At 72.0% G+C, this 13,387-nt stretch carries 10 protein-coding genes and 1 pseudogene; 3 read left to right on the top strand and 8 right to left on the bottom strand.

Going from position 1 to position 13,387, the window contains the following annotated elements; all coding sequences use genetic code 11:
• Positions 1-114: 114 nt before the first annotated feature.
• Positions 115-573 (top strand): MarR family winged helix-turn-helix transcriptional regulator, encoded by a 459-nt coding sequence (locus V2W30_RS36115; RefSeq protein WP_338702814.1) that lies wholly within the window; start codon positions 115-117, stop codon positions 571-573.
• Here V2W30_RS36115 and V2W30_RS36120 read toward each other — a convergent pair.
• Positions 551-1,858: a phytase gene (locus V2W30_RS36120; RefSeq protein ID WP_425244639.1), complete on the bottom strand. Its 1,308-nt coding sequence runs from the start codon at positions 1,856-1,858 to the stop codon at positions 551-553. The genes V2W30_RS36115 and V2W30_RS36120 overlap by 23 nt on opposite strands.
• 191 nt (positions 1,859-2,049) lie before the next feature.
• Positions 2,050-2,172: a hypothetical protein gene (locus V2W30_RS36125; RefSeq protein WP_338702816.1), complete on the bottom strand. Its 123-nt coding sequence runs from the start codon at positions 2,170-2,172 to the stop codon at positions 2,050-2,052.
• A gap of 511 nt (positions 2,173-2,683) precedes the next feature.
• On the opposite strand from V2W30_RS36125, the gene V2W30_RS36130 reads away from it, so the two are divergent.
• Entirely contained in the window at positions 2,684-4,894 is a 2,211-nt protein-coding gene (locus V2W30_RS36130; RefSeq protein ID WP_338702817.1) for an MMPL family transporter, read from the top strand.
• A 271-nt stretch (positions 4,895-5,165) separates the two neighbouring features.
• Here the strand turns inward: V2W30_RS36130 and V2W30_RS36135 are convergent, their stop codons facing one another.
• Entirely contained in the window at positions 5,166-5,747 is a 582-nt protein-coding gene (locus V2W30_RS36135; RefSeq protein ID WP_338702818.1) for a TetR/AcrR family transcriptional regulator, read from the bottom strand.
• A 130-nt stretch (positions 5,748-5,877) separates the two neighbouring features.
• Between V2W30_RS36135 and V2W30_RS36140 the strand changes: the two are divergent.
• Positions 5,878-6,635 (top strand): annotated as a pseudogene (locus V2W30_RS36140) (class I SAM-dependent methyltransferase).
• Here V2W30_RS36140 and V2W30_RS36145 read toward each other — a convergent pair.
• The 5 genes from V2W30_RS36145 to V2W30_RS36165 are packed head-to-tail and all read right to left on the bottom strand — an operon-like array spanning position 6,623 to position 13,201.
• Entirely contained in the window at positions 6,623-8,059 is a 1,437-nt protein-coding gene (locus tag V2W30_RS36145; RefSeq protein WP_338702819.1) for a family 43 glycosylhydrolase, read from the bottom strand. The pseudogene V2W30_RS36140 and the gene V2W30_RS36145 sit on opposite strands and share 13 nt — an antisense overlap.
• 36 nt (positions 8,060-8,095) lie before the next feature.
• Complete coding sequence (locus V2W30_RS36150) at positions 8,096-9,037, bottom strand: carbohydrate ABC transporter permease (RefSeq protein WP_338702820.1); 942 nt, start codon at positions 9,035-9,037, stop codon at positions 8,096-8,098.
• 2 nt (positions 9,038-9,039) lie between these two features.
• A complete protein-coding gene (locus V2W30_RS36155) occupies positions 9,040-9,939 on the bottom strand; it encodes a sugar ABC transporter permease (RefSeq protein ID WP_338702821.1) in 900 nt (299 codons plus the stop codon).
• 30 nt (positions 9,940-9,969) lie between these two features.
• Complete coding sequence (locus tag V2W30_RS36160) at positions 9,970-11,313, bottom strand: extracellular solute-binding protein (protein WP_338702822.1); 1,344 nt, start codon at positions 11,311-11,313, stop codon at positions 9,970-9,972.
• A gap of 55 nt (positions 11,314-11,368) precedes the next feature.
• Entirely contained in the window at positions 11,369-13,201 is a 1,833-nt protein-coding gene (locus V2W30_RS36165) for a glycoside hydrolase family 2 protein (protein ID WP_338702823.1), read from the bottom strand.
• Positions 13,202-13,387 lie beyond the last annotated feature (186 nt).

Consider the following 13,387-nt stretch of genomic DNA (forward strand, 5'->3'; position numbering starts at 1 on the left):
GACTGTTCACCCTCGCTTTGTCAGGCTGCCTGACGATGTACGTCAGGTACCCTGACACGCGGAACGGGGGACGGGCAAGTGCCGTGCGAGCGGCGGCTGTACTGCGAGGGATGCATGACCGAGACGCGACGCGATCTGCCGCAGCTCCTGGGCGAGGCCCGGCGCTGGTTCGAGGAGGGGCTGCTCGCCGATCTGGCGGGCGGCGGCGTGCCGGCGGTGACACCGCCGCAGGTGCAGCTGTTCGCCGCGCTCGACAAGGACGGCACCACCGTCTCGGAGCTGGCCCGGCGCATGGGCGTCACCCGGCAGACCGTGCACCAGGCCGTGCACGCGCTGGTCGCCGCCGGGCTCCTGGAGCAGGTGCCGGACCCGGCGTCGGCCCGGCAGCGGCTGATCCGCCGCACCGCCGAGGGGCGGCACGCCCACGACCGGGCCCGCCGCGCCCTCGACCGGCTGGAGGCGCGGCTCGCCGAGCGCATCGGCGCGGACGCGGTCGCCGCACTGCGGGCCGCGCTGGAGGCGCCGTGGGGCGAGCCGCCCACCGGCCCCGTCAGTCGTCGATCGCCGAGGTGACCTTGCCGAGGTCGACGAACTTGAAGTTCGTGGACGGGCGGTCGGGGTCGCCCGGCGCGTCGTGCCCGTCCTGCACGACCAACAGGCCGTTCGGGTAGCGGCGGCCGAGCGGCTCGTTCAGGGCGGCGGCGCCGTCGCACTCCTCGGAGCCGTCGAGCGTCGCCGAGGCCGGGGTGATCCGGAAGCCGCCCTCGTACTCGTTGTCGTCGTCGATCTCGCGGTCGTACGCGGCGAACGTGTCGTCGCCCTGGCTGGAGGCGAGCAGCAGGCCGTCGCCGTCCTTCTCGGTGACCAGGGTCAGGCCCTCGACGTCGGCCGTGAGGCGCGTGCCGCCGTAGCCGGGGTCGGCGCCCGCCACGCATTCCTCCGTGGTCTCGTCGTACGTGCCGGGAACGCCGAACTCCTTGACCTTGTCGACCAGTTGGGGCTTCCCGGTGAGGTCGGCGCGCAGCCGCCAGATGCCGATGTCCTCCTGGCCCGCGTACAGGGTGCCGGTCGCCGGGTCGACCACCATGCCCTCGATCTGGGGGAGTTCCCCGGGTTCGTTGCACGGCGTCCACGACGTGCCGTTGGGGAGACGGAAGCCGGCGGGCAGGTCCAGGGTGCGGACCTTCGTGTAGCCGACCGTGCCGTCCGCGCGGGCCGTGAGCTCCAGGACCGCCAAGCGCGTGCGCTCGCGCCGGCTGACGATCGCGAACGAGCGGCCCGACCTCGGGTCGGTCCAGGTGGCGAGCCCGTACGCCGTGCGCTGCTCGTTCACCTCGTCCTGCGACGCGGAGAAGATCCTGGGCGCCTTCGGGTCGGTGACGTCCGTGAGCGGCCCGCCGGCGCGGTCGCGGTCGATCCGGTAGACGCGCAGCCGGTCGCTGCCGCGGTCGCTGGTGACCGCGAGGTCGGAGAGGCGCGCGCTGTGCACCAGGTCGACGTTGTTGAACCGGCCCGGCGCGTCGTCCGGTCCCGGCGCGGCGGGCGCGGGGAGCGACTGCACCTCCCGGGCGTCGAGGTCGTACACGCGCAGACCGCCCTGCTTCGCCGTGGCGATGACGAGGCTGCGGTCGGGGTCGGCGGCGTCGCGCCAGATGGCCGGGTCGTCGGCGTCGGCGTCGCCGCCCGCCGTGTCGTCGTGCAGCGCGGGCGTCTCCGCGCGCGGGGTGACGGCCGGCAGCGGCGCGGCGGCCCGCACCGGTGCCGCGGCCGTCACGGCGAGCGCGGCGACGGCCGTCGCGAGGGCGAGCAGGGGAGTCCGGTGAGCGGCCACGTACGGGCTCCTTCGTGTCGGGAACATGTCCAGGGCATCCTGTGATCTTGGTGTGAGGGCGAAGGGTGCGGCGGGTGTCCCGGGCCGGTACGGGAGGTGAACTCGCGGGCAGCGCACCGATGGCCCATGCCGAAGGAAGCCCGTTCAGCCTTCGGAGAGCAGGCCGTGAGGAGTACGCGCTGGAGCGGTCGCGGCAGCCGATCTCGCGCGACGGGATGTCACCGGCGCAGCGGCAGGTGGAGAACGAACCCGTCGAGCGGTACGGACGTCGCCGGCGCCGGCATCAGGGCGGAGGCCGCGGAGATCACGGAGCGCCGGTCGGCGTTCGAAGGACTGGGCACGGCCAAGGCGGCCCACCAGTCCACCGACTCTCGGCTCGACGAGCTGACCGACCCGGGCCAGGCGGCCTGAACCCTCCGGACCAGCTGATCCGGCCCCGGCCGCCGTCCGCGTCGCACGGGACAGGGACCCCGTGCCCCGCACGAGAGCGAGGACGACGTCCTCCTCCGGCGCGCTGATGACGACGCCGGCCGCCGTCACCGTCACGGCACGCTCCGCCGCGGTGACCAAGCAGCCGGCGTGCGGCTCTGACCTCGGGTAACCCCTGAGCGACCCCCGGGTGGTCCTTCCACCCGGGGGTCTACACGTATCTCGTACGGCTCCTCCCCAGGTATGACACTCCGTGCCGTCGACTACATCAGACACGGGCGCGGAGTCCGGCTCTCAGGCTGACCTGTGGACCCTGGAGACCGGAGACCATAGAGGAACGATCCTGCCGACCTCCCTGACGTGCGACGACGCACCGCCGGGCGGTCGATCCTGCCTTCGACCCCGACGGGAGCCCCTTTCGCCGTGGCTACGTTCCTCTACAAACTCGGGCGGCTGTCCTTCCGGCGCCGCCGCTATGTGGCCCTGCTGTGGGTGCTGCTGCTCGGTGGGATCGGCTACGCGTCGTCGGCCGCGCCGGCCCCGCCCGCCGACTCCTTCTCCATGCCGGGCACGGAGTCGCAGAAGGCCTTCGACCTCCTCGACCAGAAGTTCCCCGCGGCCAGCGCCGAGGGCGCCACCGCCCGCGTCGTCATACGTGCCCCCGAGGGCGAGAAGCTCACGGACCCGGCGCAGAAGACCGACGTCAAGAAGCTGGTCACCGTGCTCGGCGACGGCCCCGAGGTCGCCTCGGTCGCCGACCCGTACAAGGCGAACGCCGTCAGCAAGGACGGCACCACCGCCTACGCGTCCGTCACCTACAAGGTCGCCGGCACCGAGCTGTCCGACGAGGCGCACGAAGCCCTGACGAAGGCCACCGACGACGCGCGCGCCGACGGCTTCACCGTCGAGACCGGCGGCGACGCCGTCGAGGCCGAGCAGGAGATGGGCGGCAGCGCCGAGATGATCGGCATCGCCATCTCGGCGGTCGTCCTCGTCATCACCTTCGGCTCGATGATCGCGGCGGGCATGCCGCTGCTGACCGCCATCATCGGCGTCGGCATCGGCGTCTCCGGCATCGCGGCGCTCGGCAGCGTCCTGAACCTGTCCAGCACCACGTCCACGCTGGCGTCGATGATCGGCCTCGCGGTCGGCATCGACTACGCCCTGTTCATCGTCTCCCGCTACCGCGCGGAGATCGCCGAGGGTCGTGAACCGGAGGAGGCCGCGGGTCGCGCCACCGGCACCGCGGGCTCCGCGGTCGTCTTCGCGGGCCTCACCGTCATCGTCGCCCTCACCGGCCTCTCCGTCGTCAACATCCCGATCCTCACGAAGATGGGCCTGGCCGCCGCGGCGACCGTCGCCATCGCCGTGGTCATCGCGCTCACCATGATCCCGGCGTTGCTCGGCTTCGCCGGCAAGAAGGTGCTGCGCCGCAAGGACCGCAAGAAGTCCGCCGCGCAGCAGGCCGCGCCGGAGGGCAAGCCGAACCTCGGCACCCGCTGGTCCCGCTTCGTGCTGCGCCGCCCGCTCGCGGTGCTCGTCGTCGGCGTCCTCGGCCTCGGCGCGATCGCCGTCCCGGCCGCCGGCCTGGAACTCGGTCTGCCCGACGAGGGCACCTCGGCGCCGGACAGCACCCAGCGCAAGGCGTACGACATGCTGTCCGAGTCGTTCGGCGCCGGCTTCAACGGCCCGCTGATGGTCACGGTCGACGGCAAGGGCGCCGAGGCCGCCGCGAAGACGGTCGCCACGTCGCTGCGCAAGGTCGAGGGCGTGGCCGCGGTCGCTCCGGCGCAGGTCAACCCGGCCGGTGACACCGCCATCATGACCGTCGTGCCGACCTCGGGACCCAGCGACCACAAGACCGAGGGCATCGTCAAGACGATCCGCGGCGAGGCGAGGACCCTCGGCGCGGACACCGACACCGAGGTCCTGGTCACCGGTCAGACGGCCATGACGATCGACTTCTCGCAGACCCTGAACGACGCGCTCGTCCCGTATCTGCTGCTGGTGGTCGGTCTGGCCTTCCTCCTCCTGATGCTCGTCTTCCGCTCGATCCTGGTCCCGCTCAAGGCCGCGCTCGGCTTCCTCCTGTCGGTGGCGGCGGCGCTCGGCGCCGTGGTCGCGGTCTTCCAGTGGGGCTGGCTCGCGGACGTCTTCGGCGTCGACCAGCCGGGCCCGATCATGTCGATGATGCCGATCTTCATGATCGGTGTGGTCTTCGGCCTCGCCATGGACTACGAGGTCTTCCTCGTCACCCGCATGCGAGAGGCCTACGTGCACGGGGCGCGCCCCGGCGAGGCCATCGTGACCGGCTTCAAGCACGGCGGCCGGGTCGTCGGCGCCGCCGCGATCATCATGATGAGCGTCTTCTCCGGCTTCATCATGGAGAACAACGACATGATCAAGATGATGGGCTTCGGACTCGCCGTCGCGGTCCTCTTCGACGCCTGGGTCGTGCGCATGGCGCTCGTCCCCGCGGTCATGGCGCTGCTCGGCAAGTCGGCCTGGTGGCTGCCCCGCTGGCTCGACAAGGCGCTGCCGAACGTCGACGTCGAGGGCGAGAAGCTCCAGCAGAACCTCGCCGCCGCGCCGCCCGCGCAGGACGAGCGCGAGCTGGAGTCCGTACGCGGCTGATCTCGGCACGGACAGGAACGGCGCGGGCCCCTCCCACCGGAGGGGGCCCGCGCCCGTGCTGCCGAAGGTCGAAGGCGGCGGTCACGTCGAACACACCCGCACAGTGTCGTGACCGCCGCCGAGACGCACTCCCGCAGTCGGGTCGGGGTGCGTCACGGACCTCAACTTCGGTGTCGGTACCGCGGTGACGGTCACCGCCCCGAACCCCTCAAACGGTTGTCCGGTCGATCGCCTGTGCCCAGCGGGGCACGGCCTGGTCCGCAGACGGGCTCTAGCTCTCCGTGAGGACGCCGGTGACGACCGACGTGACGACCTTGCACACGTCCGCGGTCCCCGGCGGGCCCTCGTCGCGGCCCGCGAACAGCAGATGGCCCGTGCCGATCAGTGTGAGCGCGAGGGTGTCGACGTCGGCGTCCGCCGCGATCCGCCCCAACTCCCGTTCCCTGCCGAGGTAGTCGGTGATCATCGCCGCCGCCTGCGTCAGGACCGGGATGCCCGGCTGTCCGGCCGCGCGCAGCCGGGCCCGCAGCGCGTCGCGGAAGGTGATGAGGCCGACCATCGACACGGCGACCGGGCTGAACAGGCCCATCAGGGCGTCGGTGAGGTGCGCGACCACGCTCCCCGAACCGGCGGCCGAGCGCAGCGCGGCGGCCCGCTCCGCGATCCGGCCCACCCGGTCCAGGACGAGCTCGGCGAGGAAGGTGTCGAAGTCGGCGAAGTGCCGGTGCAGCACGCCCTTGGCGCAGCCCGCCTCGGTGGTGACGGCCCGGCTCGTCAGCGCCTCGGCCCCGTCCCGCAGCAGGACGCGCTCGGCCGCGTCGAAGAGCTGCGCGCGCACATCCTGAATGGCCACACCCGTCGGCACCTGCACGTCTCCTTCGTCGACTGGGGCAACCGTAGACGAGTGGGCAAGTGCCCACTAGAGTGGGCGCATGCCCACTCACCCCATCCCCGAGGCGAACGAACCGCACAAGTCCCGTGAGATGGCGGAGTCCTTCGGCGCCGACCCCGCCCGCTACGACCGCACCCGCCCGCGCTACCCCGACGCCCTGATCGAGCGGATCGCCGCCGCGGCGCCGGGACCCGACGTGCTCGACGTCGGCTGCGGCACCGGCATCGTCGCCCGCCACTTCCGGGCGGCGGGGTGCACGGTGCTCGGTGTCGACGTCGACCCGCGCATGGCCGCCTTCGCCCGGGGAGCGGACTGGCCGTGGAGGTCGCGCCGTTCGAGACCTGGGGCGCGCGGGGCCGCACCTTCGACGCGGTCGTCGCCGGGCAGACCTGGCACTGGGTCGACCCGGTGGCGGGTGCGGCGAAGGCCGCCGAGGTGCTGCGCCCCGGCGGCCGGCTCGCCCTGTTCTGGAACACCGTCCGACCGGAGCTCGGCCTCGCGGACGCCTTCGCCGCCGCCTACGCGCGCGCGTTGCCCGACGCCCCGCGCAACCCCTGGTCGCGCTCGGTCCTCGACGCGTACGGAACCATCTTCGGCACGGTGTCCGGCGCGGTCCGCGACACCGGCGCCTTCGAGGAGCCCGAGGAGTGGCGCGTCGCGTGGCGGCGGCACTGCACCCGCGACGCCTGGCTGGAGGAGATCCGCACCAGCGGCGAGGCGAGCCGGTACACCCCGGAGCAGCTCGCCCGTCTCCTGGAGGGGACGGGCGCCGCCATCGACGCGGTCGGCGGCGCGTTCACGCTGCCGTACACGACGGTGGCGGTGACCGCGGCCCGTCAGTCCGTGTAGACCTCCGCCCGGTCCACGCTCACGAACGACGCCCCGGACGAGGCGTCGTGCTCCCCGGTCACTCGGACCCGCAACGTGTGCCGGCCGCTCGGCAGGCGTGGGCTGAGGTACTGGACGGTCTCGCCGGTGCGGATCGCGCCGTAGAAGTCGACGCGCTGCTCGGGACCGCCGTCGACGCTGATCGCCGCGATGCCGTTGCCCGTGTCCCGTACGGACAGGAGCGCGATCCGCGTCCCGGTGAAGGTGAACGTCGCGGTGTCGCCCGCCCGGTCGCTCCAGTGGTCGTCGCCCCAGAAGCACTGCGTGCCGCACCCGGTGCCGGAGTTCCAGGTGCCCGTGTACGCGAGGGTGCCGGAGCCGCTGGAGCGACCGTCGTCGTTGATCCAGTCAGGGCCCGAACCGGGGTCGCCCGAGGGCAGGTTCTGGGTCGCGCCCAGCGCGAGCGGAGTGCCCAGGTCCGGGCTGCCGTCCGCGTTCCAGGAGATCTTCTGGGCCCGGGTGGTGCGGTTGGTGTACGTGTACGCCGACGTCGTCTTCGCGTGGTAGATCAGCCAGTCCTCCGTGCCGTCGGGGGAGGTGAAGAAGGCGTGGTGCCCGGGGCCGAAGACACCGCGGTCGTCGGCGCGGGAGAAGACGGGCCCCGCGTGCTGCTTCCAGTTGCCGGGCACGAGCGGGTCCGCGCCGTTCGCCAGGGACATCATCCACACCTGGTAGTCGGGCTTGCCGGTGTCACAGGTCGAGTACGTCATCCACGTACGGCCGTTGCGGTTCAGGAACTCCGGGCCCTCGCGGACCTCGGGGCACCCGCCCGCCGCGTCGATCGCGACCGCGTCGCCGGAGACGGTGTACGGGTTCGACATCGGCGCGATGTTCAGGCCGTTGTGCTGGTACGGGTTGATGCCGCTGTAGGCGAGGTAGAGCCGGCCGTCGTGCTGGAGGATGCCGGGGTCGATCGCGAAGTCGGCGGCGTGGTGGGGTGGAACCAGCTTCGCCTTGAAATGGTACGGCCCCGCCGGGTCGTCGCGCTCCGACTCCAGGACGTACAGGCGGTGGTGGTCGTCGGTGCCGTCGTCGGCGGTGCAGTAGAGGTACCAGCGGCCGCCGAAGCGGTAGAACTCCGGGGCCCAGATGTGCTGGTCGCGGGACGCGTCGGTGTCGGTCCACACCGTGATCGGGTCGGCGTCCAGCAGCGTGCCCAGGGACGGCGAGCGCCACATCGTGATGCTGTCGCCCTGCGTGGTGGTCAGGTGGTAGGCCCCGTTCGCGTACGCCAGGAACGGATCGGGGCCGGAGTTCAGCGGATTGCGGAAGGTGCCCGCCGCGACCGCCGCGGGTCTCTCGGCGGCGGCCTGCGGCGCCGCGACGAGACCGACGAGCAGAGCGAACAGCGCGGCGAGCAGGGCTGAACGGGGACGCGTGCGCACGACCAGCTCCTTACATCGATGTAATAGAGGGCGGGATCACTGGCCGCCGAGGCCCGTCGTCGCGACGGACTTGACGATGTGCCGCTGGAAGAAGACGAACACGACGACGAGCGGCAGCGCGGCGAGCACGGCCGACGACATCGTCTGGGCGTACTGGACGCCGTACGCGTCCTTCACCGACGTGATGCCGACGGGCAGCGTCATCAGGGCCGGGTCGGACGTGGACACGAACGGCCACAGGAAGTTGTTCCACGCCCCGATGAACACGAAGATCGCCACGGCGGCGAGCATCGGGCGCGACAGCGGGAGCAGCACCGACCAGAAGATCCGCCAGTGCCCGGCGCCGTCGATCCGCGCCGCCTCCTCCAACTCCCGCGGCAGGGAGTCGAAGTGCTTCTTCAGGATGAAGACCATCACCGGCGCCACCGTCTGCGGGAGGATCACCGCCCAGTACGTGTCCAGCAGGTGCAGCGTCAGCATCTGCTGGAACCACGGCACGATCAGGATCTGCGGCGGCACCAGGACGGCCGCGATCGTGAGGGCGAACAGACCGCGCCGGCCGGCGAACACCGTGCGCGAGAACGCGTAGCCCGCCATCGCCGACACCAGCACGGTGATCACGGTGACGGCCGCCGAGATGAGCAGGCTGTTGAGCATCCACAGCGGCAGGTCGCCGCGCTCCCACACGCTGCGGAACCCCTGGAGCGTGAACCCGTGCTCGGGCCACACCCACCTCAGCGGATTGCTCGCGTCCTGCTCGGACTTGAACGCCGTCAACACGGCCCACGCCATCGGGAGGAGCCACACCAGGGCGGCGACCGCGAGCACGGCCAGGGCGAGCACCCGGGCGGTGCGGCTCTCGCCGAGCGTCAGATTCGTCCGCGACCGGTGCGGGCGCCGCGGCGGCCCGGACGGGCGGACGGTGCGCGCACCGGTGCGCGGAGGAGTGGGACGTGCGGGGGCTTCGGTGGAGGTCATGGTCACTTCTCCCGGCGGCGGAGTACGGCGAACTGGACGGCGGAGGCGAGGACGACGAGAGCGAAGAAGATGTAGCTGATCGCCGACGCGTAGCCGAGCCGGTAGCCGGTGAACCCGACGTCGTAGACGTACTCGACGACCGGCCGCGTCGAGTTGTTCGGACCGCCCTTGGTGAGCAGGTACACCTGGTCGAAGACCTTCAGGGACGCCAGGATCTGGAGCACCGTGATGACGAGCGTGATCCGGCTCAGCTGGGGCAGCGTGATCGACCACAGGCGCCGCCAGGCCCCCGCGCCGTCGATGGCCGCCGCCTCGTAGAGAGGGTCGGGGATCGACTGGAGCGCGGCGAGGTAGAGCAGGAAGTTGAAGCCGACCGTCCACCACAGGGTCGTCAGGGCGATCGCCCACATGGCCACCGACTCGTCGCTCAGCCAGGCGAGTCGACCGAGCCCGAGCTTGTCGAGAAGGTGGTTGTACAGGCCCAGGTCGGGCTGGTAGAGCCACAGCCACAGCAGTCCGACGACGCCGACGGGCAGCAGGTACGGCGCGAAGAACGCCAGCCGCCACACCCACTGGCCGGGCAGCCCGGTGTGCACGAGCAGCGCCATGCCGAGCGCCACGACGACGAGCGGGACCGTCGAGATCGCGGTGAACCAGACCGTGTGGCCGAGTGCCCGCCACATCTCGGCGTCCTTGAACGCCTCGGTGAAGTTGTCGGCGCCGATGAAGGACGGGGCGTGCGCCGACAGGGACGCGTCGGTCACGCTCATCCACAGCCCCTGGCCCAGCGGCCAGAGCATGAAGACGGCGAACAGCGCGAGGAACGGCAGCGCGAACAGCAGGCCGGGGGAGAACAGCCGCCGTACCGCCAGGGCCCGGGGCCGGGCGAGGGGAGAGGACATCGTCGTGCCTCCTGCGAGGTGTGCGGCCGGTCAGGCCGGGCTTGGCTTGGCGAGGAAGGTGTCGAGGCGCCGCACCATCGCGCGCGCCGCACGGTCCGGGGACAGACCGTTGAGGAGGGCCTGCTGGAGCACCTGCGACATGGCGTTCTGGAAGTCGGAACCCGCGCCCGCGAACCAGACCGACGGGTCGAGCACGACATGGTCCTGCGCCGACTTGTAGTGCGCCTGCGGCAGCAGGCCGGCGTACGCGCGGGTGCGGGTGATCGGCCCGTACGCGGGGATGTGTCCCGCGCCCGCCCAGATCTGACCGGCCTTCAGGAGCGCCGCCACCGTCCGGTGCGTGCGGCGGCGGTGCTCCTCGTCGGGGTGATCGCGGTGCGGCAGCACGAACGAGTGCGAGTCCGCGTACACCGCCGGTGTCCCGAACACGGTCGGCATCGGCGCGGCGCCCACGTCCTTGTCCGCCGCCCTGAAGGTGCCGAGCTCCCACTCGCCGGACAGGATCATCGCCGTCTGCCGGTTGGTGAACGAGGCGATCCCGGCGGGGTAGTCGAGCCGCTTCGGGTTCGCCCGGTCACCGACCAACTCGGCCATGAACGCGATGACTTCGGCCATCCGGTCCGGATCGACCTCGGCGGGTCCGCCCGGCGGTAGCGTGAACGCCCCGCCGGTCTGCCGGTACAGGCCGTAGAACAGCCGCCAGCCCTGCGCCGTGTCGTTGGCGTACCCGAAGGCGATGCCCTGCCTGCCCGAGGCTTTCGCCAGCTCACGGCTCGCCGCGAGGAAGCGTTTCGGGGAGGAGAACGCGTCCGCGTCGAGCGTGCCGTCCTTCGTGAGCAGCCCGGCCTTCTTCACCGGCTCCGGGTGGAAGAACACGATGAACGGGTGGGTGTCGAGCGGGACGGCGTACGTGGCGTCCTTGTACCGGGTACGGGACCACACCGCGTCCGCGTAGTCGCCCTGCCGCACGCCGAACTCGGCCAGCAGGTCCAGGTCCCACGGGTCCACCAGCCCCGTGGGCGCGTACCCGGCGAGGCGCGACATGTGCGCGATCGCGACGTCGGGGCCGCGCCCGCCGGCCGAGGCCATGGCGAGCTTCGTGTAGTACGGGGTGCCCCACTCCAGGACGGTGCGTTCGATACGGGTGCCCGGCATGTCGGGCCGCGCCGTGCGCGCCATGTCGTCGAACAGGCCGCCGTCGGCCCCGCTGAACGGGTCCCACAGACGGACGGTCGACTCGTCGGCCGCCGGCGCGCTGCCGCAGCCGCTCAGCGCGCCGGCGCCGAGGACCGAGGCGCCGGCCGCGAGCGCGGCCGTCAGCGCGCGACGCCGGGTGAGCGCGGGGCGACCGACGGGGACAGGTGTGCCGGTCATGGTGCTCCTTCGTACATCGATGTAATGGGCAGGCGGGACGGGGAGGGAGGACGGATCAGGGCTGGCGCGGTGTCTCGAACGCCGCGGGGCGGAGCTGGGCGGCGCGCAGCAGCGCGGTGTCGGCCTTCTCGCCGCGGTCGAAGCGGTAGACGCCGTTGCGTTCCTGGAAGACGTCCGTGAGCTGCGTGTAGCAGTAGCCGAACATGTCCGGGTCGTCGAGCAGCACGCCGGTGAGACCGGTGAACCGCTCGACGAACTCCGCCTCGGTGCGCGGCCGTTCGCCGTAGCCCCACGACTCGTCCCGCTCGGACCCCGCGACGTCGGCCGCCGCCCGCGGATCCCACCAGATGCCGCCGAACTCGCTGCAGAAGTAGGGCTGTCCGCGGTAGGGCACCGACCAAGCGCGGCCCTCGGGGCCCGAGTTGACGAACGGCCTGTCCTCGGCGAGTCCGCGCATCGTCTTCGCGAACGCCGTCGGGTCCTGCTCGTAGCAGTGCGCGTCGTACACGTCCGTCTCCGGGACGCGGTGCGCGTAGCCCGACGCGTCGATGACGGGCCGGGTGCCGTCGGCCTGCTTGGTCGCGAGGAACATGGCCCGGGTGACGTCGTCGAGCTGCGTGATGCGGTCGTGCAGCGTCTGGTACGTCTCGTTGAGCGGGCACCAGCCGATGACCGACGGGTGCGAGTAGTCCCGCTCGACCGCCTCCAGCCACTGGGTGACGTACGAGGCGTCGGGGCGCTGGTTGTCGTCGCGCACGCCGACCTCGCAGCCCCAGTCGCCGAACTCGCCCCACACCAGGTAGCCGAGCCGGTCCGCGTGGTAGAGGTAGCGCTCCTCGAAGACCTTCTGGTGCAGCCGGGCGCCGTTGAAGCCCGCGGCCAGGCCGAGTTCGATGTCCCGGACGAGGTCGGCGTCGCTCGGCGCGGTCATCAGGCCGTCGGGGTAGTAGCCCTGGTCGAGCACGAGCCGCTGGAAGACCGGCTCGCCGTTCAGCAGGAACCGCTTCCCGTCGATCGACACCGCGCGCAGCCCCGCGTAGGACGTCACCCGGTCCACCGCTTCGCCGTCCGCGCCGACGACCTCGAGCACGAGGTCGTACAGGTGCGGGTCGTCCGGCGACCACACCCGCAGCCGGTCCTCGGGCACGGTGAGCGCGAGCCGGGGCACGAGGTCGAGGTCGGCGCGCGCCTCGGCGGTCGCCACGGTGCCCCGCGCGTCGCCGAGCGTGGCGCGCACCCGGTGTCCGGCGGCGCTGCCGGTCAGCGGCAGCTCCAGGAAGAACGAGCCGGAGGCCAGGTCGGGCGTGACGCGCGGCCGCTTCAGGGCCACCGTGCGCGGCACCGGCTCCAGCCACACCGTCTGCCAGATGCCCGTCGTGCGGGTGTAGTGGCAGTGCGAGTTGGCGTACCAGGTGGCCTGCTTGCCGCGCGCCTGCGGGCCGTGCCGGCTGTCGCGGGCCCGTACCACGATCGTCAACTCCCGCCCCGGCACCGCCACGTCACCGAGGTCGGCGGTGAACGGGGTGAACCCGCCGCGGTGCCGTGCCACCTCGACGCCGTCCGCCCACACGGTCGTGTCGTGGTCCACGGCGCCGAAGTGCAGCAGCACCCGGGCGTCCGTCCAGTCGGCCGGAACCGTCACGGTCCGCCGGTACCAGACGGCCTCCAGGAAGTCCGTCTCGCCGATCCCCGAGAGCTGTGACTCGGGGCAGAACGGCACGGTGATCCGGTCGGCCAGCGCGCGCTCGCGCAGGCCGCGCTCCAGACCGGTGTCGGCGCGGTCGATCTCGAACTCCCACTCGCCGTTGAGATTCAGCCAGGCCTCGCGGGCGAACTGCGGCCGGGGGTACTCGGGTCGGGGCTGAGCCGGAGGGGGCGGGACGGGCATGGTGCTCCTCGCGTGTCGACGCTGCGCGTGATCATGGGCGTCCGAGCCGGGGCGCGGGGCTTCCCGGTCGGCGCGAGGCTCATGGCACCATGACGATTACATCGATGTAAATCCCTGGGACGGTCAAGGATCCGGCCCGAAACCGATTCGTGACGCTGGGTACGATCACAGACGGCAGACGGAAGG

The sequence above is a fragment of the Streptomyces sp. Q6 genome, assembly GCF_036967205.1.
Taxonomy (GTDB): domain Bacteria; phylum Actinomycetota; class Actinomycetes; order Streptomycetales; family Streptomycetaceae; genus Streptomyces; species Streptomyces citrinus.